The 24,229-nt window shown below is 51.3% G+C and carries 23 protein-coding genes and 2 tRNA genes; 11 read left to right on the top strand and 14 right to left on the bottom strand.

Going from position 1 to position 24,229, the window contains the following annotated elements:
• The 4 genes from AC55FS_RS13390 to AC55FS_RS13405 are packed head-to-tail and all read left to right on the top strand — an operon-like array spanning nt 1 to nt 5,209.
• Complete coding sequence (locus AC55FS_RS13390) at nt 1-609, top strand: histidine kinase (RefSeq protein WP_496932758.1); 609 nt, start codon at nt 1-3, stop codon at nt 607-609.
• A gap of 3 nt (nt 610-612) precedes the next feature.
• The gene (locus AC55FS_RS13395; protein ID WP_496932759.1) at nt 613-1,575 is read left to right on the top strand and encodes a GGDEF domain-containing protein; all 963 of its coding nucleotides are present in this window, start codon (nt 613-615) and stop codon (nt 1,573-1,575) included.
• 27 nt (nt 1,576-1,602) lie between these two features.
• On the top strand, nt 1,603-2,640 hold the full coding sequence (locus tag AC55FS_RS13400; RefSeq protein ID WP_496932760.1) for an AraC family transcriptional regulator: 1,038 nt from the start codon (nt 1,603-1,605) through the stop codon (nt 2,638-2,640).
• The gene (locus AC55FS_RS13405) at nt 2,567-5,209 is read left to right on the top strand and encodes a hybrid sensor histidine kinase/response regulator family protein (RefSeq protein ID WP_496932761.1); all 2,643 of its coding nucleotides are present in this window, start codon (nt 2,567-2,569) and stop codon (nt 5,207-5,209) included. Before AC55FS_RS13400 ends, AC55FS_RS13405 begins: the two co-directional genes overlap by 74 nt.
• A gap of 4 nt (nt 5,210-5,213) precedes the next feature.
• On the opposite strand, the gene AC55FS_RS13410 is transcribed toward AC55FS_RS13405, so the two are convergent.
• Nucleotides 5,214-6,065 carry a prephenate dehydratase gene (locus AC55FS_RS13410; RefSeq protein ID WP_496932762.1) on the bottom strand — a complete coding sequence of 284 codons (852 nt, stop codon included), beginning with the start codon at nt 6,063-6,065 and terminating at the stop codon, nt 5,214-5,216.
• Between the two features lie 181 nt (nt 6,066-6,246).
• Between AC55FS_RS13410 and AC55FS_RS13415 the strand changes: the two genes are divergently transcribed.
• The 3 genes from AC55FS_RS13415 to AC55FS_RS13425 are packed head-to-tail and all read left to right on the top strand — an operon-like array spanning nt 6,247 to nt 9,236.
• Complete coding sequence (locus tag AC55FS_RS13415; RefSeq protein ID WP_496932763.1) at nt 6,247-7,182, top strand: hypothetical protein; 936 nt, start codon at nt 6,247-6,249, stop codon at nt 7,180-7,182.
• Nucleotides 7,179-7,997 (top strand): HAD-IIB family hydrolase, encoded by an 819-nt coding sequence (locus AC55FS_RS13420; protein WP_496932764.1) that lies wholly within the window; start codon nt 7,179-7,181, stop codon nt 7,995-7,997. Before AC55FS_RS13415 ends, AC55FS_RS13420 begins: the two co-directional genes overlap by 4 nt.
• Nucleotides 7,998-8,012: 15 nt before the next feature.
• The gene (locus AC55FS_RS13425) at nt 8,013-9,236 is read left to right on the top strand and encodes a glycosyltransferase family protein (protein WP_496932765.1); all 1,224 of its coding nucleotides are present in this window, start codon (nt 8,013-8,015) and stop codon (nt 9,234-9,236) included.
• Between the two features lie 81 nt (nt 9,237-9,317).
• Here AC55FS_RS13425 and AC55FS_RS13430 read toward each other — a convergent pair whose 3' ends face one another.
• The 6 genes from AC55FS_RS13430 to zwf form a co-directional block, all read right to left on the bottom strand.
• Nucleotides 9,318-9,608, bottom strand: coding sequence for a DUF6482 family protein (locus tag AC55FS_RS13430; RefSeq protein WP_496932766.1), 291 nt, complete (start codon nt 9,606-9,608; stop codon nt 9,318-9,320).
• 211 nt (nt 9,609-9,819) lie between these two features.
• Nucleotides 9,820-11,544, bottom strand: a complete 1,725-nt coding sequence (locus tag AC55FS_RS13435; RefSeq protein WP_496932767.1) for a sugar phosphorylase — start codon at nt 11,542-11,544, stop codon at nt 9,820-9,822.
• Nucleotides 11,545-11,577: 33 nt separating this feature from the next.
• The gene (gene eda / locus AC55FS_RS13440) at nt 11,578-12,204 is read right to left on the bottom strand and encodes a bifunctional 4-hydroxy-2-oxoglutarate aldolase/2-dehydro-3-deoxy-phosphogluconate aldolase (protein ID WP_496932768.1); all 627 of its coding nucleotides are present in this window, start codon (nt 12,202-12,204) and stop codon (nt 11,578-11,580) included.
• A complete protein-coding gene (gene edd / locus AC55FS_RS13445; RefSeq protein ID WP_496932769.1) occupies nt 12,194-14,017 on the bottom strand; it encodes a phosphogluconate dehydratase in 1,824 nt (607 codons plus the stop codon). Before edd ends, eda begins: the two co-directional genes overlap by 11 nt.
• On the bottom strand, nt 14,018-14,716 hold the full coding sequence (gene pgl / locus AC55FS_RS13450; RefSeq protein ID WP_496932770.1) for a 6-phosphogluconolactonase: 699 nt from the start codon (nt 14,714-14,716) through the stop codon (nt 14,018-14,020). It lies immediately after the preceding gene.
• The gene (gene zwf, locus AC55FS_RS13455) at nt 14,716-16,170 is read right to left on the bottom strand and encodes a glucose-6-phosphate dehydrogenase (protein WP_496932771.1); all 1,455 of its coding nucleotides are present in this window, start codon (nt 16,168-16,170) and stop codon (nt 14,716-14,718) included. Before zwf ends, pgl begins: the two co-directional genes overlap by 1 nt.
• A 542-nt stretch (nt 16,171-16,712) precedes the next feature.
• Between zwf and galU the strand changes: the two genes are divergently transcribed.
• The 4 genes from galU (at nt 16,713) to AC55FS_RS13475 (ending at nt 19,150) form a co-directional block, all read left to right on the top strand.
• On the top strand, nt 16,713-17,546 hold the full coding sequence (galU, locus tag AC55FS_RS13460; RefSeq protein ID WP_496932772.1) for a UTP--glucose-1-phosphate uridylyltransferase GalU: 834 nt from the start codon (nt 16,713-16,715) through the stop codon (nt 17,544-17,546).
• 3 nt (nt 17,547-17,549) lie between these two features.
• Nucleotides 17,550-18,902 (top strand): phosphohexomutase domain-containing protein, encoded by a 1,353-nt coding sequence (locus AC55FS_RS13465; RefSeq protein ID WP_496932773.1) that lies wholly within the window; start codon nt 17,550-17,552, stop codon nt 18,900-18,902.
• Nucleotides 18,903-18,988: 86 nt separating this feature from the next.
• A tRNA-Asn gene (locus AC55FS_RS13470) sits at nt 18,989-19,064 on the top strand.
• 9 nt (nt 19,065-19,073) lie between these two features.
• Nucleotides 19,074-19,150 (top strand) — tRNA-Pro (locus AC55FS_RS13475).
• A 132-nt stretch (nt 19,151-19,282) separates the two neighbouring features.
• Here the strand turns inward: AC55FS_RS13475 and bamJ are convergent.
• The 7 genes from bamJ to dapA are packed head-to-tail and all read right to left on the bottom strand — an operon-like array spanning nt 19,283 to nt 24,120.
• Entirely contained in the window at nt 19,283-19,987 is a 705-nt protein-coding gene (gene bamJ / locus AC55FS_RS13480; RefSeq protein ID WP_496932774.1) for a BamJ family beta-barrel-assembly machinery protein, read from the bottom strand.
• A gap of 32 nt (nt 19,988-20,019) precedes the next feature.
• Nucleotides 20,020-20,223, bottom strand: a complete 204-nt coding sequence (locus AC55FS_RS13485) for a hypothetical protein (protein WP_496932775.1) — start codon at nt 20,221-20,223, stop codon at nt 20,020-20,022.
• A gap of 29 nt (nt 20,224-20,252) precedes the next feature.
• Nucleotides 20,253-21,020, bottom strand: coding sequence for a TIGR04219 family outer membrane beta-barrel protein (locus AC55FS_RS13490; protein WP_496932776.1), 768 nt, complete (start codon nt 21,018-21,020; stop codon nt 20,253-20,255).
• Between the two features lie 54 nt (nt 21,021-21,074).
• Nucleotides 21,075-21,785, bottom strand: a complete 711-nt coding sequence (purC, locus tag AC55FS_RS13495; protein WP_496932777.1) for a phosphoribosylaminoimidazolesuccinocarboxamide synthase — start codon at nt 21,783-21,785, stop codon at nt 21,075-21,077.
• A 37-nt stretch (nt 21,786-21,822) separates the two neighbouring features.
• Entirely contained in the window at nt 21,823-22,587 is a 765-nt protein-coding gene (locus AC55FS_RS13500; RefSeq protein ID WP_496932778.1) for an MBL fold metallo-hydrolase, read from the bottom strand.
• Nucleotides 22,584-23,240: an NlpB/DapX family lipoprotein gene (gene bamC / locus AC55FS_RS13505; protein WP_496932779.1), complete on the bottom strand. Its 657-nt coding sequence runs from the start codon at nt 23,238-23,240 to the stop codon at nt 22,584-22,586. The genes AC55FS_RS13500 and bamC overlap by 4 nt, the downstream gene beginning before the upstream one ends.
• Before the next feature lie 4 nt (nt 23,241-23,244).
• Entirely contained in the window at nt 23,245-24,120 is an 876-nt protein-coding gene (dapA, locus tag AC55FS_RS13510) for a 4-hydroxy-tetrahydrodipicolinate synthase (protein ID WP_496932780.1), read from the bottom strand.
• Nucleotides 24,121-24,229 lie beyond the last annotated feature (109 nt).

Genomic DNA, 24,229 nt, shown 5'->3' on the forward strand with positions numbered 1-24,229 from the left:
ATGACTGATATCAACATCACGGAAGACCAACGTGATTGCTATCAGGAGTTGAGCAATGTCGCGATGGGCCAGGCTGCAGACCGCTTGGCCAGGTTGTTGGATGCCTACGTCGTACTGCCCATTCCCAAAGTGAACATGATTGAGTCAAGTGAACTCAGCATGGCAATTCAGGATGCTGAGCAAGATACCGCGGTATCCGCCGTTTGTCAGGGCTTTATTGGCTCTGGCATCGCCGGTGAAGCGCTGTTGCTGTTTAAGGACACTAGCTTTCAAGATTTGGCCGCCTTAATGAATTATCAAGGCCCGTTAAATCGGTATGGTGAGCTGGAGCTATTAATGGATGTCAGCTCTGTGCTTATTGGCGCCTGTGTTCATGGTATTGGTGAGCAACTAGAAATTCATTTCAACCAAGGCCACCCCGTGGTGCTAGGACAGCACTGCATGGCCGAAGATATTTTGCGCAGTGGCAACCATCAGTGGACCAAAACTCTGGCCATTGAAATTCACTACACCTTAGAGCACGTCAATATAGATTGTGATTTGCTGCTGTTGTTTACAGAAGATTCGGTACTCAAGCTAAACAAAGTCATCGATTACTTGCTGGATTAACCCATGAAAGATCCGAACATAGAATTTGGCGACATCCACTGGTTAATGGACATTTTGCAAAACATTGATGTCGGCTTGGTGGTGCTCGACAAAGACTACCGCATTCAGTTGTGGAACGGCTTTATGGAAAGCCACAGCGGTATCAGCCCACAACACGCTAAAGAAGAAGTGTTGTTCGACCTGTTTGACGAAATTCCCCGTGACTGGTTTATGCAAAAAGCTGAGCCAGTGTTTCAGCTAAAAACGCGTACCTTTACCATTTGGGAACAACGGCCGTATCTATTTAAATTCAAAAATTATCGCCCAATTACAGGTCGTGCGGCGACCATGTACCAAAACACCAGCATGATTCCATTGGAGTCCATCGATCGCAGTGTTGATCATATCTGCCTCATCGTTTACGACGTTACCGATATCGCCATCAACCGCGAAGACGCCATTCATGCCAACCAGTCACTGCGCGAATTGCATCAGTTTGACCACCTGACTGAACTGCTCAATCGGCCCCATTGGGAGCCTAAATTTGCGGATGAACATAAACGCAACGAACGAAGCCACCAGTCATCCAGCTTGGTTCTGGTTGATGTCGATGATTTTCGCCATATCAACAGCGAATATGGCCATCAAGCGGGGGATGAGGTGCTGCGTACCTTGGCAGCCACGTTACGGCAAACCCTGCGGCAAACCGACAGTGCTTGTCGCTTTACCGGCGAAACCTTCGCCGTTATGCTGATTGATACCGACGAGCAACAAGCCGTCCATTTTGCCGAGCGCATCCGCAAGGATGTTGAAAACATGACCATCACAGTTCCTGGCCATGAAATATCCATCACAGTCAGTATCGGCGTTGCCTGCAGCCAGCCGCCTTTTGATTCACCTGCCCTATGGCAGCAAGCAGCACAGAAGGCCCTTAATCATGCCAAGGAAACCGGCCGCAATCGCACAACGGTTTTTCAGCATCACTAAGCATGGCTACCGTTCGGGTAGCCAATTGTGATTCCACGCCCCTTTGTTGATGCGCCTCTTAGAGCTTTAGAGCGCCGCGGTATTAATAGCCGAGAGATTTGGCAACACGCGGGGTTGCCCGAAGCCCTGCACTGCTCTGAAAAACTCAGCCTGAACAACAGCCAATACGCCCACTTTATGGCGACGGTGTGGCATGAGACCGACGATGAATTTATGGGACTTGCGCCTGTGAGTAGTCGTTTTGGCACCTTCAGTATGATGTGCAAAGCGATTATTAGTTGCTCGTCACTCGAACATGCCTTAAGCCGCGCGCAGCGCTTTTACGCTCTGTTTCCACAAGCACCCAATGTGCATCTAGTGAAAGGGCCACAGGTATCCAAGCTGATGATCGAGATGGCGCATGAGTATGATCCAGACCACTTTTTAGCCGAGTCCTTATTGGCCATCTGGCATCGTCTGGCCAGCTGGTTGGTGGATCAGGGCATCCCCTTGCTACGCGTAAGCTGTAGCTATGCAGCACCACGTCATGCTGAGCTGTATCAGTCGTTATTCGCTACCCCCGTTGACTTTAACCAGCCACACACCTGCCTGCACATTCCAACTGCTAGCTTGTCACTGCCGATTACCCAGACCGCGGTATCTTTGCAGGCATTTTTGCACCACTCCCCGGCTGATTTTCTCGCCAGGCCCAATCCTCACCAAAGCACCACCGGGCGCCTGCGACGCTTATTCCGCCAGCAACCCATTGATGAGCTGCCCTGTTTAAATCTAGCCGCCAAAGCGCTACAGCTGTCCAGTGCTACACTTCGTAGGCGTCTACATGATGAGCAAAGCTCCTACCAACAACTGAAAGATGAACGTCGCCAGGAAGAAGCATGTACCCTGCTGCGCCACCAAGACATCAGTATTCAGACCATCGCGTCCAAACTGGGTTACACCGAAGCCAGCACTTTTCACCGGGCTTTTAGAAAATGGCAGGGGATGACGCCAGGTGATTATCGCCATCAAAATTCGCTTGTTATGGGCTCTGATACTGCTGAGCCAGATCTGTCTCTCGCACGCTAGCGGCGAGCGACTAGTGCTGTCTGATGAGCTGTCGGGGCAGCTGTTATCATCACGCTTGGCCTACTGGCAGCCCAGTGAGCAAACACCATCCCTGCAAGCTCTGCCCAAAGAGGCCATTTGGCAAACAGTAAACTCTGCCACGGCCAACTTTGGCCTCAGACAGCACCCTATCTGGTTTCGCTTGCAACTGGATGTCGACATGCCCGCCAGCGGCTGGAACCTAGTGATAGACAACCCGATTCTCGATAACGTCACGGTTTACGCTTTGCGTGACGGTCAGTTGCAAGGCATCTGGGTACTCGGCGATAAACATCCGTTTGCACAAAGGCCCATTGCAAGTCAGTGGTTTCAGGTACCACTTAATCTGCATCAACCGGGTCATTATCAGTTTTATTTTTACGTCGATACAGAAGGTACATTGCAGTTTCCACTAGAGCTGTGGCGCCAGCAAGACTTGCAAACCATGCAAGGTAACCTATATGCCGGCGCCGGTGCTTACATTGGTTTTATCGCTGCAGTGTTGCTCTATAACCTGTTTATTTATTTAGTCAACCGAGAGCGCTATGCCCTGTATTACATTGGTTTTGTCTGCGCTTATGGGCTGTTTTATATTGCCATTGAAGGCTTTGGTTTTCAGTATCTGTGGTCGCAGCAAATATGGTGGCAGCAGCGGGCCACCCTGACTGGCATGTCGTTTGCCGCTGTCTTTAGTTGTTTATTTGCCAACCATTTTTTGGAACTAAAACAACGCTACACCCACACCTTATTTCGACTACAAAAAATCACCCTAATGTTTGCCTGGTCGGCCGTATTGGCCTGTTTTTTACTGCCCTTTTCCAGTGCCGTACAATGGGTCATGCTGGTGGTGATTGGAATTTGCATCAGCGCTTTGGTCATTGGCATTACTGCCAGTTTGCAAAAGCACTATTCGGCCATCATGTACACCTGCGGCTGGTTAGTGTTATTTGCCGGCGTTATTGTTCACGTTATTGCCCGCCAGGGCTGGCTGCCCCTGCATTTCTGGATCATTCATGCCTCCCACGTTGGTTTTGTGCTTTTGATGCTGGTGCATGGACTGGCCATTGCCTTGCGTTTCCATCAGCAACGCCTGCGTTTTTTGCAAACCGAGCAACAGCTACTCAGTGCACAACGTGAAGCACTCCGAACCCGTTTCCATGCCCAGGAAGCCGAATTAAAGCGGCGCCAAAGCGAAGCCGAGCAGCAAGCACAAAGTCAGTTTTTAGCCATGATGTCACACGAGATTCGCACCCCTCTCAACGGCGTTTTAGGCATGACACAATTACTGCAAGATACGCCACTGTCAGAAGATCAACGCCGGCTAACAGATACCATTAGCAGCTCAGGCCGCTCATTAATGACGGTATTAAATGACATCCTGGATTTATCGAAAATAAAATCTGGAAAACTTGAGCTGCAGCAAGAAGAAACAGATTTAGAGCAGCTTATCAGCGATTGCTTAATGCTGTATCAGCACACCGCCAGTGAAAAGGGTCTAACCCTATTTGCCCGCTTTGATAAACCATTGCTGCGTTTGTGTTATACCGACCCATCCAGGCTCAGGCAGATCATTACCAACCTGGTAAGCAACGCCATAAAATTCACCCAACAGGGCCATGTTGAGATCCGTTTACACTATCCAGATCAAGGACTGAGCATTGATGTTATCGATACAGGCATTGGCATCGAAGACAGCTATCTAGGCCAACTGTTCGACCATTTCAGTCAGGCTGACCGCTCCACGTCGCGCCACTATGGTGGTACCGGATTAGGGCTCAGTATCTGCCAGCAGTTGGCCAAGCTACTCGGAGGCAAGATTGAAGTCAGCAGCCAGCCTGGCCAGGGTTCGGTATTTCGTTTGCATTTACCAGACTGTATTACCAGCGATCCGATGCCACTGGAGTCCTTTAAAACAATACAGCTCACTAATAAAGTGGCAGCAACGCATCCCTTACACGCCCTGGTACAAGACACCTTACAGCTTGCCAACATCAGCACCAGCACATCGTCAGAAATGCGCATTGAGGCTATTTCTTCGCAGCAACTTCGGCTAATCGCACAGCAGCAAATAACTCTGTCGACTCCCATCACAACCATGCAATTGTTGCGATCAATATTGGAGTTAGACAGCGGCTGTGTCGGTCATCACAAAAGCAATGTCAGCGAAGATCAACCGAGATTGCAACACGACGGCATCATCTGGGTTGCTGAAGACAACCCGGTCAATCAAAAAGTGGTATCCGGCATGCTGCGTTATTTAGGCTATAACCAGCGGCTATTTGCCGATGGCCAAAGTCTGGTCGATGCCTTAATTCCCGGCCAAGAACCTGCGCTGATTTTAATGGATTGTGAAATGCCCTATCTGGACGGGTTTGAAGCCACCAAAACCATCCGCCAGTTCAATCAGACACTGCCTATCATCGCTCTCAGTGCCCACGCATTGGACGAATATCAACAGCAGGCGCAACAATCGGGTATGAATGATTTTTTAGCCAAGCCGGTTAACCGCCAGCAATTGCAAGACATGCTTCAACGCTGGCTGGCCAATTAATGCGTCAGACAAATTCGGCCCGACGGCGATATCGATGAGCTGGGTAAGTTCCTAATATTCTCAGTTCGCGAGCAAAATAGCGTAGTTCTTCCAGCGCATGCTGCATCGCCGGCTGCTGAGGGTGGCCATACATATCCACATGAAAATGGCTGGCTTCCATGGTGCCGCCATCCATATAGCTTTCCAATTTAATCAGGTTGACGCCATTGGTGGCAAAACCACCCAGAGCTTTATATAAAGCTGCAGGAATGTTGCGCACGGTAAACAACAGGCTCGTAATATAGTGCTCTTCAGGCTGGTAATGCTGATGGGCTTGCTCTCTGGCAAACACCAAAAAGCGCGTAGTGTTGCCAGATACGTCCTGAAAATTCTGCTGCAGAATATCCAACCCATACAATTCTGCTGCCAAGCTAGATGCAATGGCAGCCTGACCTGGCTGGGCACCTTCACTTAACTGGCGAGCTGAGATGGCAGTGTCGACTGCAGCCACCGCTTGCATGCCCAAATTGCGCAATCGCTGCTGACATTGTGCCAGCGCTTGCGGGTGAGAAGCGACCTGACGAATGTCTTCAATGCGTGCCCCTGCCGGGGCCAATAAACAATGATTTACCGGCTCAAAATGCTCGGCGATAATCGACAACGAGGTATTTGGCAATAACCGGTAAATTTCTTCTACCCGCCCAGCGGTGGAGTTTTCCAGTGGGATCATGGCGCGATCCGCCTGGCCGTCTTCCACCATGGCCAGGGCGGCATGAAAATCATCGCAGGCCAATGCCTCGGCTGCGGGAAAAACATGGCAACAGGCCAAATGAGAATACGCACCACGCGTACCTTGATAGGCCACGGTATCGACCATCGATAATCTCCTACTGTTCAATGCGCACCAGCCCGGTGCAACTATACTCACTATTAACACGCCAGCACCTGAAGTGGGCACATCATCGCTGTTGCGGCCATGATACGCCGATATTTCGTGGCTGGCACGGTGTCTGCACATCACTCCTTATAGCTGGTCTTGATAAGACACAGGGGTATTCATGAGTGAGTCTCTTTGGCCAATCGAGCAGGATCAACACCTGCTGACACAACTGGCCCATCTGCCACCGGAAATGGACCTTCCTAACACCTGGCTGGCGCAGCTAGAAAGCGTCTGGCTGCCGCTTGCTTGCTGGCTAGCCAGTTTGCGGATACAGGCACAAAGACCGATTATTGTTGGTATTCAAGGTGGTCAGGGATCTGGCAAATCGACTCTGAGTCAGGCCCTGGCTCATTGGTTTCGACGTGCATTCGATTGGAACCTGGCAGTACTGTCCCTTGATGACTTGTACTTATCGCATCAACAACGTCAAAAACTGGCACATGACATCCACCCGCTATTGGCTACCCGCGGTGTGCCTGGCACTCATGATATGCACACTGGCTTTCGCCTGTTGCAACAACTGCCAAGCTTGGCCAAAGGTGAGTCAATACATGGCCCAGCGTTCGACAAAATCAGTGACGACTTGCTGCCACCCAGTGCCTGGCATACCTTTACTGGACCAATCGATATGGTGCTATTCGAAGGCTGGTGCGTCGGTTGCCCTGCGCAATCAGCGAGCCAACTACAGCCTGCGGTAAACGAGTTAGAGCAACAAGAAGACAGCGATGGCCGCTGGCGCCAATGGGTCAATCAGCAGCTCGACGGCCACTACCAGCAGTGCTTCCAGCAATTAGATTATTTAATCAGTTTACAAGTACCCGACATGAAGGCGGTGTATCAATGGCGTTGGCAGCAAGAGCAGCAAAATCGCCAACAGTCGCACACCCCATGTGACCGCTCATTAAATGAAAAACAACTGCAACGGTTTATTCAGCATTACCAGCGCCTGACCCAGCACGCCGCGCACACCATGCCAGAGCATGCCGATTTGGTGCTACAGCTCAACCACGCACATCAAGTTCAGCACATACAATTAACCCCGGAGGCTGTATGACTCACCCTGCCTGGATTGTAATGACCGACTTGGATGGCACCTTACTCGACCCTCAGAGGTACGATGCCACAGCAGCACTGCCAGCGTTGGCAGCACTGCGGGAAAAGCATATTCCCTGCCTAATGAACAGCAGCAAAACCTTTAGCGAGATGGTACAGCTGCGTGCCCAACTGCATTTAGATAGTGGCTTTGCCTGTGAAAATGGCGCCGCGTTGTTCGTGCCTAAAAACGGCCACAGTGGCTATTCCAGCCATGACTACAACGCCGAAATCCTTGGCAGCAGTTACGCCAGCATTCTTAAGGTGCTTCATCAGCTGCGTCAACAGGGCTTTATCTTTCGTGGTTTTAACGACATGACCGCACTCGAAGTGAGCTCACTGACCGGGCTGGACGTTGACAGTGCCAGCCGGGCCAAACAGCGCTCCGGCACAGAGCCTCTGGTTTGGCAAGACAGCGCAGAACGACGTCTGCAGTTTCAGCAGCAACTGCAGCAGCATGGACTGCAAATGGTTGCTGGCGGGCGCTTCTGGCACGTTATGGGCCAAAGCGATAAAGCCGATGCGCTGGAGTTTTTTAGTAACTATTACCAGCAGCTGTGGCAACGGCCGATAAAAGTCGTCGCACTAGGTGATAGCGATAACGATATTCCCATGTTGGAGGCAGCGGATTTGGCCATTGTATTACCTGGCCATGAACCGGCGCTGAGTCTGAACAACCCCAATAGTCGCTATTGCATCGATGGAGCCAGTAAAGGCTGGAATTATGCCATTCTCGACTGGCTGCATGCATTACCAGACCAGGCGACCAAACACTAATAGCAAGGAGCACCTGTGGCGGATTTTTATCAAAATGGCATCATCACCAACTTACACAATTTGGTTGACCGGCCCGTTGAAGCACTGGAGCGAGAGCTTTGCAGCTTTGCGCGGGTTAGGCCCATGTCACTGGTGTTGCCATCACTGTACTCCGAGCTGCAAGGGCCGGCATTGGGGAAAATCGTCGAACAGCTTCGCGATGTGCCCTATTTAAGTGAAATTGTTGTTGGTTTAGATCGCGCTGATCAACAGCAATATCGCCATGCACGCGAGTTCTTTTCGGTTTTGCCACAACACCACCGGATTCTATGGAACGACGGGCCGCGACTGAAAAAGCTTGATACCTTACTCGAGCAGCAGGGTTTGGCGCCAAAGGAAATGGGCAAGGGACGTAATGTCTGGTACTGCTACGGCTACGTATTGGCCTCTGGCCGCGCAGAAGCAGTCGCCTTGCATGATTGCGATATCGTCACCTACGATCGCAGCTTATTGGCTAGGCTTATTTATCCGGTTGCCAACCCTGCTTTTAACTATGAATTTGCCAAGGGCTATTATGCCCGTATCGCCCAACAAAAGATGAATGGCCGCGTCAGTCGACTGCTGGTCACACCGTTGCTTCGGGCATTAAAAAAAACCTTTGGCGCCCTCGACTTTCTCGAATACCTCGATAGTTTTCGCTATCCGTTATCGGGCGAGTTTTCTATGCGCGTCGATGTGTTAAACGATATTCGCATTCCCAGTGATTGGGGGCTGGAAATCGGTGTACTGTCCGAAATGAAACGGAATTATTCCACCAATCGCTTATGCCAGGTAGATATTGCTGATTGCTATGATCATAAACATCAGCCATTGTCGGAAGACGACAGCGCTGCTGGCCTGTCCAAGATGAGCACAGACATTTGCAAAGCCATTTTTCGAAAGCTCGCAACCCAAGGCGAAGTTCTCACTACCGAAGCCTTCCGTACCATCAAAGCCACCTATTATCGTATCGCCCTCGATTTTATTGAGACCTATGACAACGATGCCCGCATGAACGGCTTAGTATTAGATCGGCATTGTGAAGAACAAGCGGTGGAGCTGTTTGCCGAGAATATCATGCGCGCTGGCGAACATTTTTTGGCCAACCCAATGGAAACGCCCTTTATCCCCAGCTGGAGCCGAGTCATTAGCGCCATTCCAGATATTTTAGAAAAACTGTACGAAGCTGTTGAGGCCGATCAGGACGAACTGCTGCGCTAGTCGCTGTCTTGCCAGGGCCATTGAGCCCTGACAGAGAAACAACTGACTCCAGCAGCGAAGCGCTAAATAGTGTTAACAGCCCTAGTGAAAGTTCATCGGCAGAAAGTCGCGATGTGGCTCATCATCAATGGTGTTAATCATTTCATCGCAAGGCATAGGTGTAACCATATAGCCTCGTTCAACACCGGCTTTTGCCAGAGTTTCAGAGCACTCAGCCAGGCTGCGAAAGCGCTTAGGGTGATCCTTTTCCATCAATAATGACTCTTGTCCATCGTGCACCACCTGTACCAAATACAAATCGCCTTCATTGGCCAACACTCGCACTTCGGTAGCGGCTTGATGAACCTGCTTTTTTAATTCGCTCAGTGTCATGATCTTGCTCCCAACCTGACTGTTATGAAGTTAAAGCCTTGCACTGATGACACGGACGCCTGATCTAACAATAAGCGACTGCTCAGCTTTGTGTCTAACGGCTGCTAGACTTCTGTGCACGACTCACGCTGTGGAAGATAGCAGTCCAGCGGAAAAGATCGAATGGATAGCGATAATCGATATATCTACAACCGACTAATAACACTTCTGCTCAGAATGCCTGCTGAGTTAGCCACATCACTTGATAAGGTGCCAAATTCAAGTGCTGCTGCAAACGCACGTCCGGATCTGCCAGCAGATCACACACGGCCTGCGGCAAAAAACCCAGCACCGCCAAGGGCAACTCGAGAATGCGCTCTGTGACATTGGCGATCATAAACAGCGTTTGCTGCTCACAACGGCGCTTAATGATAAACAGGTCGGAATTAATATGAATGACCGACTGCTGTGCGTCAGGATGAAAAGCCGGCTGTTGCGTTCGAATCCGCACCAAGCGCTTAAGTGCAATAAACACTTCAGCTTGTGGAGTGACTGGGTTTTCTAGCAAGCACTCTAGCTCTGCCAGTTGCCACTGTTTGCGGTTAATAGAACGCGTACGTCCAGTGGCTTCAACATGGGCAATATCGTTGGGGGTAGCTGTCAAACTGTGCAAATACAGAGCAGGAATGCCCTGCATGCTCAACATGATGGTTTGCGCACATAAAAACCTGGGCACCTGATAATGATCGACACCACGACGTGTCCCCATGCAGGCATCAAATAACGAGATATTGATTTCGTAGGGGCTTTCACTGCCATCAGCATTGGTTTTGGTACTGACAAAGCCGCCAAATCTATGCATACAGTCAATGAGGTCCTGCACTTCCCGCTCTGGCAAAATGCCTTCTACTGGACGCACACCAATGCCATCGTGACTGGCACTAAAATTCAAATAACTGCACCCTATTGGCAGCGGTGGTATGTCTGCCGCCCAACGACTGAGAAAATCTGAATTGCCACGATTTAATGCGTGCAGCAACAGCGGCGGCAAACCAAATTGATACACCATATGCGCTTCGTCGGACTGACCAAAGTAGCTGAGGTTTTCTGCCACCGGAACATTTGTTTCGGTAATGATCACCACATCAGGCGCACACAATTCAACAATATCACGCAGCAGTTTTACCAGCGCATGGGTTTGCGGTAAGTGTAAGCAGTTGCTGCCCAGCTGCTTCCATAAAAATGCAATGGCATCGAGGCGAATAAAACGAGCACCTTTTTCGATGTAAAACAGCAAAATCTGTACAAACTCCAGCAACACAGCAGGATTAGCAAAGTTCAGATCGATTTGATCGTCGCTAAAGGTCGCCCACACATGGCGCCTGCCGCGATGGGTATAAACCGGACTTAATAACGGCGTATTCCTGGGCCGCGTTACTGCCGATACATCCTGGCTGGGATCAACTTCAATAAAATAGTCGGTGTAAGGCTCACGATTGCTGATGTAATCAATAAACCACAAGTGCTCTCGGGAGCAATGATTGATCACCAGATCCATCATTAAATCAAAGTCTTCGGCAATGCTCGCAATGTCCGACCAATCGCCCCAATCAGGGTTCACTTGCAGGTAATCAATAACAGCAAAACCATCGTCTGAACTGTAGGGAAAAAACGGCAATAAGTGCACCGCATTAATAACACCGCGTAAATGCTGGCGAAAAAATCTGCCCAAGGTTTGCAGCGGCGCTTCTCCTGCCGTTTGAATACTATTGCCATAGCTGATCAGAATGACGTCTTTTTCATCCCAGCGATTGGTTCTCGCACCATGTTCAGGTCGAGTAAACGACTGCAATAAACGCTCAACCTGTGCGGCAATCTGTTCGCACTGATCGCTATCGAGATGGGAATAAATACTGCCTAATCGCCGTGTCAATCGCTCAACTACCGTCCCTGCCATGATGGCCTCCGTTTTGGTGGGTGAAGACCTCAGCTATACGGCAATGGCCAGTGACGTCAGTGCTTGCCAGTTTTGTGCCGTTATCGCCGTTTTGGGCGTGAGCCAGCTACCGCCTACGGCAAACACGTTATCGAGGGCCAAAAATTCTTGATAATTATCGGCGTTGATACCACCGGTTGGACAAAATGCCACATCAGCAAAAGGTCCCGCCAAGGCCTTTAGCATGGCTGTACCACCCGCAGCCGTCGCTGGAAAAAACTTCTGATAACGAAAACCCGCCTCACGCGCTCGCATTACCTCTGACGGTGTTGCCACGCCAGGCAGATAAGGGCCGCCCCATTGCTGGGCAAATTCGATAAGCTCTGCACTGCAACCGGGACTTACTGCAAACTCGGCACCACGATGTACTGCCTCCTCAAACTGGCGGGCGCTGGTAACCGTTCCGACCCCGACGATCGCTTCTGGCACGGCACGCTTAATTTGACTGATGGCCTGCAAACCTAATTCGGTGCGCAAGGTGATTTCTAACAGCCTGACGCCTCCAGCGACCAAAGCTTGAGCCAACGGCACGGCATTGTCCGCCTCATCAATTACAATCACTGGCATCACCGCCTTGGCGCGCTGCAGCCACAAGTCCCACATACTGCGTTCATGACTCATACTCATCCCTCCATGCAATGCTGATAGCACCTTGATTGGCAGCGCTGCAACGCTCACGAAATACTGCAAATAACTCCCGCCCAACGCCTTGCTGGATAAGCTTTGGCGCGGGATCTGGCGTACGTTGATCAAAATCGTCAGCCAGCACCTCTAAGGTACCTCGATGGCCATCCAAACGAATGACATCGCCATCACGTACACACGCCAGCGCGCCGCCAAGTAAGGCCTCTGGTGACAAATGAATGGCTGCCGGCACCTTACCAGATGCACCTGATAAGCGACCATCGGTGACCAGAGCGACCTGGTGTCCGGCTTGCTGCACATTGCTTAATGCCGGCGTCAACTGATGCAACTCGGGCATACCATTAGCCCTTGGCCCCTGGTATCGCAGCACCACCACCACATCGGTATTCAGCTCACCCTGTTGGTAAGCCGCTAACACCTGTTGTTGACTATCAAATACCCGCGCCGGTGCTTCAATGACCCAGCGATCCGCCGGCACCGCAGAGACCTTCATAATCGCCTCGCCCAATTGCCCAGTGAGGCGTTTTAAACCGCCTTCACGCATAAACGGAGCGTGCACAGGCGCCTGCACCGACAAGTCAAGACTTTCGCTCACTGCCGGACGCCAGCCCAAAGCCTGGCCATTGACATAAGGCTCTTGGAAATAAGGCGTTAAGCCACGGCCTAAAATGGTATTAACATCGGTATGTAATAAGCCCGCCGAGGCCAGTTCTTTCATCAACAACGGCATGCCACCACAGGCTTGAAAGGCATTAATATCCGCATCGCCATTGGGATAAATACGCGTTAGCAGCGGCACCACCGACGACAAATCGGCCAAATCCTGCCAGCTCAAAACAATGCCAGCCATATGGGCAATGGCGAGCAAATGAATGCTGTGGTTGGTCGAGCCGCCCGTCGCTAACAAGCCCACCATGGCATTCACCAAGCTTCGTTCATCGACGATCTGACTAATGGGCAAATAGTCGCCGCTTAGGGCGGTGTGATTAGCAACGGTACGAGCCGCCTCAGCGGTGAGATGTTCTCTTAATGGATCGTCCGGGTTAATAAAGGAAGAGCCAGGTAGCTGCAGCCCCATCATCTCCACCAGCATTTGATTGGAGTTCGCCGTACCATAAAAAGTGCAGGTACCTGCTGAGTGGTAAGATCGCAATTCGCTATCAAGCAGTGCCGTTTCATCCACTTCACCGGCGGCAAACTGTTGGCGGGTTTTGGCTTTATCGGCATTGCTGATGCCCGATGGCATAGGGCCAGCCGGCACAAAAACAGCCGGTAAATGGCCAAAGCGCAACGCCGCCATTAATAGTCCTGGCACAATTTTGTCGCAGATACCGAGCAATAGCACACCATCAAACACCTGATGCGACAAAGCCACCGCTGTTGCCAGCGCAATGGTATCGCGACTAAACAGAGACAGCTCCATGCCATCTTGCCCTTGGGTCACTCCATCGCACATGGCCGGCACACCACCGGCCATTTGTCCTATGTGCCCGTGTTGAGCCAGAGCTGTTTTTAGCTGCATGGGGTAATGAGCGTACGGCGCATGGGCCGATAACACATCGTTGTACGCGCTGATAATAGCGATATTAGCGGCACCGTGACTGGCTTTAAGAATCAGCTTTTCATCGTCACTGGCGGCAGCAAAATCGTGCGCTTGGTTGGTGCAACTCAGTTGATGGCGCAACGGCCCTTGACGTTGCGCCTGCGCCATTTGCTCAAGGTAGGCCTGGCGGCTCGCTGTACTGCGATCACGGATACGTTGGGTGACTTGCTCTAACACAGGGTGCATTTAACTGCTCCGATAAATACTGGTAGGCACCTGAGATTGAAACAGCAAGGTCCGAACCGGCATAACATGCAAATCCTGTTGCTGCGTTTCAGCGCAAGCCTGCTCATAGGTGCTGTTTTTATCGTCACCTTCAAAATGCAAATACACGTGGGCACAGCGAGCGATGAGCCCCCAGGTGAGGCTCATTCGTGCTGGCGTTTGCTCCATCACCGGATAACACCAAGCACCACCTTGCTCATCTAACAGGTGATTCAGTGCGGGCGAGTGCGGAAACCAGGACGCCGTATGGCCATCCAAGCCCATGCCCATCACGGCTACATCCAGCTGGTCGATCAGCTCGTGCAACTGGTTTTCGCATTCCATATAGCCATCTTCGGGACTGCTAGCGCCATTGTATAGCGGCAGAAAAAACGCCTCTTCGGCCTGCTGTTGCAACAACAAGCGGCGCACCAGAGCGGCATTGCTTTGCCCATGGTTTTCATCCACCCAGCGCTCATCAACCAGGGTAATCAGCACCTTATTCCAGTCGACGGACTGCTGCGCCAGCTGCTCAAAAAACAGCCTTGGTGTCTGGCCACCACTCACCGCCAGACAAGCTCGTCCACGCTCATCGATGGCTTGCTGTAAGCGCCTGGCGACACCGCGGGCTAATTGCAGCGCCAGGTCTTCACTGCGTTCAAAACGATTATCGGTAATCATTAGCTGCTCTCATCCCACAAACGCCCATCTTTGGCCAGCAACAAGGTCGCTGCTGCTGGCCCCCAGGTTCCAGAGGTATAAGGCTCTGGCCGCTGCTCCAATTCTTTCCAGCCGGTTAAGATCGGGTCAATCCAGCGCCACGCCTCCATCAGCTCATCGTTGCGCAAAAACAAGGTCGCATTGCCGCTTAACACATCAAACAACAAACGCTCGTACGCTTCAGGCACTCGAGTTTGCTTTAAATTGGCGGGATTTAAGCTGAGATTCATCGGTCGTACGCTCATGCCAGGGCCCACTTTCTTTTCGCATAACATCAATCGAATGCCCTCATCAGGCTGCAGTCGAAACACCAGTTTATTGGCCATGGTGTTTTTATGTTGCAATGGAAATATAGAGTGTGGAATTTCCTTAAAGTGCACCACAATTTCGCAGGCACGTTCGGCCAAACGCTTGCCGGTACGTAAATAAAACGGTACGCCCGCCCAGCGCCAGTTATCGATATGCACCTTGGCGGCAACAAAGGTCTCGGTATAGCTATGATGGGCAATTCCCGGCTCCTCGCGATAACCCGGCACTGGCTTGCCATCGGATACACCCGCATCGTATTGGCCGCGCACCACATGCTCATCGATGGCGCTGGCGGTTACCGCTCTTAACGCCCTTAACACTTTGACTTTTTCATCCCTAACGGCATCAGGCTCTAACCGCGCTGGCGGTTCCATCGCGGTAATACACAGCAGTTGTAACAAGTGGTTTTGAAACATATCCCGGGTCGCGCCGACCTGATCATAAAAACCGGCACGGCTTTCCACACCCAGCGATTCGGTAATACTGATCTGGATATGGTCGATGTATTTATGATTCCACTGATGTTCAAACAAAGAATTGGCAAATCGCAAGACCATCAGGTTTTGCACTGTTTCTTTGCCCAAATAGTGATCAATACGATAGATTTGTGCTTCGTGAAAAAAATGTGCCACCGCCTCATTGATGGCCTGAGCTGAAGAGAAATCGTGCCCAATGGGTTTTTCTAATACGACCTTGCTGTCTTCCGTGATCAGATCGGCCGTATCCAGCCCCTGGCAAATATCAGTGTATAAATTTGAGCCAGTGGCCAGATAGAACACCCTATTAGCACCACCTGACAGCAGTTTTTCCAGGCCGGCATAGGCATCCTGATCGGCAACGTCGAGGGTATAGAGCCTAATTCTGTTACTAAAGCGCTGCCAGCAATCTGCATCAAATGCCGTGGCTGACAGATGAGGCTGCACTTGGGTTCGCAACTGTTCTCGCAGCTGCTCGCTCTCCAGGGATTGCCTGGAAATCAATACGATATGGCCAGCAGGCAGGCGTTCATCCAGATCCAGCATATACAGCGCTGGCAGCAACTTACGCCGAGCCAAGTCTCCTAAGCCGCCAAACAGCACCAGATCAAAAGGGCCATGTATCTGCATGCACACTCCTTACGTAGTCCGCGGTACCTTAAGGAACCTGTGAATAATTCCATGCTCGCTCAGGATGGCAGGAGGGCTCAAGATGACAAGCCAGTTACCGCTCTCGAAGAACGGCGACACCGAGCTAGCGTTCTCTGGCGTCCCCCGTAGAGCAGTGCAGAATTATTCAGAAGCTTCCTAAGTATGGCTGACAATCCTGACGAGAATATGTCATATCAGGCAATCACTGCGCCAATCTGTTAACAAAGGCCATTTTTCCAAGCTTAATATTCACCCTGGCGATCCTTGCACATCGTTATCCTAGCGGGCGTCGCTTTGCAGCATCTTGATAGCGGCGACCGCCGAGCCGGTGTTTTGAGTCCAGAGCGCGCAGGCTATCGAGCCGCAGTTACGGCATTGTTTTTGCTGGCGTACTAGTACTGTTATCAGCTGATGTTTTCTACCGAGATCCACGTCTGACGGGAGGATTGACGCAATAACGCAACAAATCTGACATAATCTCGCTTCGGTTAAACGACTTCATTGCTAAGGATTGACCCCCTATGATTCATAAGTGCTTGTTCCCCGTTGCTGGCTACGGCACACGGTTTTTGCCCGCCACCAAAGCTATGCCCAAAGAAATGTTGCCGATCGTGAACAAGCCATTGGTGCAATATGGCGTGGAAGAAGCACATGAAGCGGGTTTGCATACCGTCGGTTTTGTTACAGGCAGAGGCAAACGTGCGATTGCCGATCATTTTGATATCAGCTACGAGCTGGAGCACCAAATTGCCGGCTCTGGCAAGGAAGAGCTGCTGGATTCAATTCGCACCTTAATCGACGACAACGATTTTGCATTCACCCGCCAAAACCACATGATGGGGCTAGGTCACGCGATTTTGTCGGGCCGCAACCTGATGGGGGATGACCCTTTTGCCGTGGTATTGGCCGATGACTTGTGCATGCCTGAGCCAGGCGACGAAGGTGTACTGGCGCAGATGGTAAAGCTCTACCAACAGTTCCGTTGTTCCATTGTCGCCATTCAAGAAGTCCCTGAAGATGAAGTGCACAAGTACGGCGTGATAGCCGGTGAACCCATGAAGGATGGCCTCTATCGCATCACCGATATGGTGGAAAAACCCAATAAGGAAGACGCACCTAGCAACTTGGCCATCATAGGCCGTTATATTTTAACACCCGATATTTTTGACAAAATTGAAGCCACGGAACCCGGCAAAAATGGTGAAGTACAAATTACCGATGCCCTACTAAAACAAGCGCAGGAAGGCTGCGTATTAGCTTATAAATTCCGCGGCAAGCGTTTTGACTGCGGTAGCATCGACGGCTTCGTAGAAGCCACTAACTATGTTTATGAACACGTATTTAAACAAGGCTAAATCATGGGTGAATTTCTCGCGGCATTTAAAGCATACGATATTCGTGGCCGCATTCCTGATGAATTAAACGAAGATATTGCTTACGCCATTGGTCGCGCCTATGCCGATTATTTGCAGCCGCAGCAAGTCGTGGTTGGCTATGATATCCGCCTGACCAGCCAAACCCTGTCGCAAGCATTAAGCAAGGGCTTGCAAGACGGCGGCGCTGACGTCATCGACATTGGCCAATGCGGTACCGAAGAAGTGTACTTTGCCACGTCGCATCTCGAGGTCGACGGTGGTATTTGCGTCACCGCCAGCCATAACCCCAAAGACTACAACGGCATGAAGTTTGTGCGCGAGCAGTCTAAGCCCATCAGTGGCGATACCGGACTGAAAGATATAGAGCGCATTGCCCACCAACGCAGCTGGAAAGACAGTCCTCGCCAAGGCAGTTACCGCCAGCAAGACACTCGCCCGGCCTACATCCAGCATTTGCTGAGCTATGTCGATGTCAGCCAACTGACGCCATTAAAAATTGTCTGCAATGCCGGCAATGGTGGCGCAGGAGCCGTGATCGATGCCATCGAATCGCACTTACCGATCGAATGGATCAAGGTGCATCACAACGCCAATGGCGATTTTCCCAACGGTGTGCCGAACCCGTTGTTAGAAGAAAATCGCGCCCCGACCATTGAAGCCATTCAAGCGCACAAAGCCGACCTGGGTATCGCCTGGGATGGCGACTTTGATCGCTGTTTCTTTTTTGATCATCAGGGACAGTTTATTGAGGGCTACTACATCGTTGGTTTGCTGGCCGAAGCGTTTCTCAATAAAAACCCTGGTGAAAATGTGGTTCACGACCCCAGGCTGGTGTGGAACACAGTCGAACTAGTGGAATCCATGGGTGGCAGCGCCATTCAAAGCAAAACCGGCCATGCCTTTATCAAAGAACGGATGCGCAAAGAAGATGCGGTGTATGGCGGCGAGATGAGCGCCCACCACTACTTTAGAGATTTTGCTTACTGCGACAGCGGCATGATCCCCTGGCTATTAGTGGCTGAGCTCATTGCTGTCAGCGGTAAAAGCCTGGCTCAACTAGTGGCCGAACGCACTGCCCGCTTCCCTTGCAGCGGCGAAATCAACTCGCGCCTGCAAGACGCCAGCGCCACACTGCAAAAAGTCGAGCAGCACTTTGCCGATCAGGCACTAAGCATTGATCGTACCGACGGTTTGAGCATGGACTTTGAGCAGTGGCGCTTTAACCTGCGCGCCTCCAATACAGAGCCGGTGGTACGCTTAAACGTCGAGAGCCGTGGTGATGTCGCGCTAATGGAGCAGCAAACACGTTATCTACTGGAGCTGATGGCGGACTAGCCAATTGTTTTTTCTCACTTTTTTGAAAAAAAGTGTTGACGACAATAGGGGCGAGGCGTACTATACGTCTCGTTGTTGAGAGACATTCCCCGATAGCTCAGTCGGTAGAGCAGTAGACTGTTAATCTATTGGTCGCTGGTTCAAGTCCAGCTCGGGGAGCCACTCAACCTTCGGGGTATAGCGCAGTCTGGTAGCGCGCCTGGTTTGGGACCAGGATGTCGGGAGTTCGAATCTCTCTACCCCGACCACTTCTTTTAGGCGTTTCAGCCAACTAAATTCCTTAAAATACAAGCAAGTTCAAAACAACGTCGTTTTCTGCTGTGTAACTTGCACAAAAAAAAGCGCCTGAAAATTCAGACGCCCTTCTCTGGCAACGGCGATCAGCCTTGCTCAGCAACCACTTCCAACAACTCTACTTCGAATACTAAGGCAGAGTTCGCAGGAATTTTAGGGCTTGGGCTGCGAGCACCATAAGCCAAATCCGCTGGGATAAACAGCTTCCACTTGTCGCCTGGCTTCATCAGCTGCAGTGCTTCAGTCCAACCTTTAATAACCATATTTACAGGGAACTGAGCTGGCTCACCACGATCGACTGAGCTATCAAATACACTGCCGTCGGTCAAAGTGCCATGGTAGTGAACACTGACGGTATCCGTCGCAGATGGTGACTCACCACCTTCTGCTGACGCCATCACTTCGTATTGCAGACCAGATTCCAAAACAACCACACCGTCACGAGAGGCGTTTTCTTTCAGGAACTCCTCGCTCTTTTTGGCAATTTCGTCATTTAACGCTTCTTGCTTGCGAGCATGATCGTCACGCATTTGCGCAAACGCTGCCTGAATGGTTTCATCATCTACGCGCGGCTCTGCATCGCCCATGGCATCACGAAAGCCAGCAATCAATGCCTCTTCATTCAATTCCAGGTTTTCACCGGCCAACTGACGGCCAAAGTTCAAGCCAACACCATAACTCGCTTGATCAATGTGATTTTCAATTTTCACTACCGCTTTTTCCTCCTGGCCACAACCGACCAATAACGCAGCGCCCAGAATTAATGCTGGCGCAGTGGTTTTAAAAGTCATAATTTTTCCTTGCTGTTTACTATAAATCGCTATTAACACGCATAATTGCCGCTGTCGGCACGACGCTTACATTCCCGGCGAATGTTTTTACAGACTTGAATTTCAGCCGTTGAGGGGTTTGCCATCATTTTGCAGCGATAGTCACGCTGACGCAGCTCTTTATCAGACATACTGGAAAACTGCCCATCACCGCAACCCGCAAGCAGTAATAGCACCAACAACAGATGCCTCTTCATCGCTACTCCATCCATGACTTAAGCCGAGATTAGAAACCCAGCGAGAGCGATGCTCCCACATACACACCCGATACGTCGACGTCTGCCTCGATATCAACATCATCTGGATCGGTTTGCAATGCTAACCGGCGGTAACCCGCCTCAACACCCACATCCACCACAGGAATCGGCAAATCGTACCCCAAGCCATAGCTCATGTCGGTCAACTGGTTATCACCTAAGCCAATGTAACGGATATCAGCGTGACCATAGAGGCCAAAAGGACTATTGACCTTCACCGCACCATAAGCCAACGGCAAAGTCAGATCCAAATCCACCTGCTCGGTAACACTACTGCCATCATAACTGCCAGTCACCTCGGCCAAACCGTCAAACTGACGGACCGTGGCCCCAAAATTCACATCCACAAAAGGGACAGGCAAAGGCAAGCCCCAGTACAAGGTCAGATCCTGATGAGTTAGATCAAAACGGGTATCCGTCTGACCATTAAATTCTTGACCAGCAAACTCGCCCGTCACCTGCCCTTCACCGCTGACATCCAAGGCGGTGCGCTTCAGCTCAACATTCGGCACAAACGGCAGCGGATGCTCAAAGAACAAGGTCAATTGATTACCGGTATTGTCTTCTAAATCTAACCCGTCGCCTTCTACCGACAAGTCGCGATCCAAATCCCCTGCTGGCGCAGCATTCCAAACACTGGCCTTTGCTCCTAAGGTGAACAGCAAATCCGCCTGTGCTTGGCTACTGCAACACAGCGCCACCGCCATCGCGGCCATCCATTGAGTACGAAATTGCATACTATCTTCCCGATGATTGCAGATATGAAAACGCCGGCGGGTGCCGGCGCTGCATCAGAATGTTACGCCAATTCGGCGTCCCACTTCCATATAGGATTCAACCACACTGCCAAGACCTTGGCGGAAACGGTCTTTATCCAGCTTCTCACGTGTATCGGCATCCCATAAACGACAGCCGTCGGGCGAGAACTCATCTCCCAACACCACCTCACCACGGAATAAGCCGAACTCCAGTTTGTAATCAACCAGCAATAAACCACCCTGAGCAAAAACGTCCTTCAACACGCTATTTACTTGGAAGGTGAGCTCTTTCATCCGATCCAGGTGTGCCTCTTCTGCCCAACCAAATGATCGCGCGTGAAACTCGTTGACCATAGGGTCGCCCAGCTCGTCATTTTTTAAGAACAACTCAAAGGTCGGTGGCGTCAGCTCAATACCTTCTTCGACCCCCAAACGACGACAAAGACTACCTGCTGCGATGTTACGTACAACACACTCCAACGGAATCATATCAAGGCGCTTCACCAACGACTCATTGTCCGACAACAAGCGCTCAAAGTGAGTTGGAATGCCAGCATCAGACAAAGCCTGCATAATAAAGGCGTTGAACTTATTATTAACCAGACCTTTGTTGTCTAACTGCTCAACTTTTTTACCATCAAAGGCTGAGGTATCATTGCGAAACTCCAGCACCATGTAGTCATTGTCATCGGTGGTATAAACTGACTTGGCCTTGCCAGAGTACAGCAGTTCACGCTTTTCCATGGGGATCTCCAAAGATCGTTTTAACTATTCGTAGTGCCTAGCGCAATTGCTGCCAGGCAGACACTTCATCTTGCTGTAACAACTGCACTTCACTGGGCTGACACGCCAGCACCTCAGCCAGCGTTTGTCTCACCAACTGCTCGTCGTTGTTTTTTTCGCTGATATGGCCGGCAGTCACCGACTGCAAACCAGACCAAGCCACCAGGCGAATCAATTCGGCACATTGTTGGTTGCTTAAATGGCCGTACTGGCCCGCCACCCGGGCGCGCAAGCTAGGCGGATACGGGCCTCGCTGCAGCATGCCAGGGTCATGATTGGCTTCCACCTGCAAACCGTGACAGTGACGATACTGGCGCAAAACGTGGGGAGTGAGGCTACCCAAATCAGATAACACGCCAACGACATAATCATCACGACTGCGCACGACAAACTGCAGCGGCTCTTGTGCGTCATGTGGCACCACCACGGGCATCACCTGCATACCGGCCACCGATACAGGCTCATCGGCATGCAAACAACGCCATAACTCGTGTTGCTGCCACTGCATCTTACGCGCCGTACCGTGAGAGCTGTAAAACGGTATATCCAACGCCTCACACAACGACTGCACACCTTTAGCATGATCGCTGTGCTCATGAGTTACCAACACCGCTTGCAGCTGCTCCGGGGCCTGACCACTGCGCTGCAGCCGCTCTAGCGTACTTTTACGGCTAAAGCCGCAATCAATCATTAACGCGTTATTCGCCGACTGCACCAAGGTGGCATTGCCACGGCTACCACTACCTAACGAGCAATATCTCACGACTGCAGCTGACGAAGAATCTCAGACAAGACGTTATTGGTCACCTCGGCGTCAGCCAGATTGTCACTGTCAGTTAACAATGACAGATAAACCCCACTGTGAGCCCGGTTCATTTTCAGCAAGTACACTTTGATCTCGTTTTCGGCACGACGGTTAAATAACGACGCCCAAAATCCCTGCTCAGACTCTTTACCCGCAACCTCTAGCTCTAAAAAGAAGGTGCCAGTGCTACGGTTCAAATCTGTCAGGGTCAAATTGGTGGCCGCAATGGCTTCCGTTACTCGCGCCCAGGACTGCGCATAGCCACTATCAAGGCGCAAGATCTGAGTACCGGCGCCATCCTGATCAAGACGTGGATTCAAAGCCTCTGATTGGTACTGCGTCAAGCTAGCACTGTCCGAGTCGCTATCATCCTCATCCAATAAGGGGGCAGGACGGGGCACCTCGAAGTGCGCCGGCGCGGCAGGCACCACCGCCAGCTCAGGGATCGGCATAGTGTCTTGCACCGCTAACGGCTTAGCCCCATCTGGCACTTGGGTATCAGGCGTTGGACGCACCTGTAAATAGTCTTCACTGCGATCACTGAAAGTGTCGCCAAACAAGGTGCTGCAGCCAGAAAGACACAGCAGCGTAGTATAAAGAAGCGCTCGCATGCGGTTACAACAACTCCAAATTAGCCATCGCCAATTCCAGCTTTGGCTGATAGCGCTCATCCAGCTCCATCAAGGGCAAGCGAATTCCAGAGGACAGCTTACCCAGCCGCTTCATCGCCCACTTCACCGGCACAGGATTGGCTTCTAAGAACAATGCGCGATGCAATGGCATCAATCTATCATTGAGCGCCTTGGCTTCTTCGGCGCGACCATCCAATGCCAGCATGCACAATTCATGCACCAACGCCGGTGCAACATTGGCCGTGACGGAAATATTGCCTTTACCGCCCAATAGAATCAGCTCATAAGCGTTTGAATCCTCACCGGAATATACCGCCAAGCGATCACCGACCTTGTCGATTAATTCTTTGCCGCGCTGCAAGTCACCCGTGGCATCCTTGATGCCAACAATCTGTTCGACATCTGCCAGGGCGACTACAGTTTCCACCGCAATATCGCTGGCAGTTCGACCTGGCACGTTATACAAAATTTGTGGAATATCCGCTGCCGCTGCCACCGCTTCATGATGGCGGATAATGCCACGTTGTGGCGGGCGATTGTAATAAGGCGAGACCAGCAAACAAGCATCTGCTCCCACGCGCTTGGCTTCTTGGGTCAGCTCGATGGCTTCGCTGGTGGAGTTAGAGCCAGTACCAGCAATAACAGGACGGCGACCGCCTACCTGCTTGACGACACGTTCAACCACATCACAGTGTTCCTGAGTACTCAGGGTTGCCGGCTCGCCAGTGGTGCCCATGGCAACGATAGCATCGGTGCCCTGCTTGATATGAAATTCCACCAACTGATCGAGGCTCTCCCAATCCACCCGGCCATCCGGGTGCATCGGAGTCACCAGCGCAACAATACTGCCGGTAATCATTTAACTGCTACTCCTGAAAAAGAATGTCGCGCCAGGCAGGCCGTTGCCGCCACGACAGAATAAAGGCGCAAGTCTACTGGTGCGCTACGGCACTGACAAGAGAGGTAAC

This window comes from Bacterioplanes sp. CLAM21 (genome assembly GCF_059641015.1).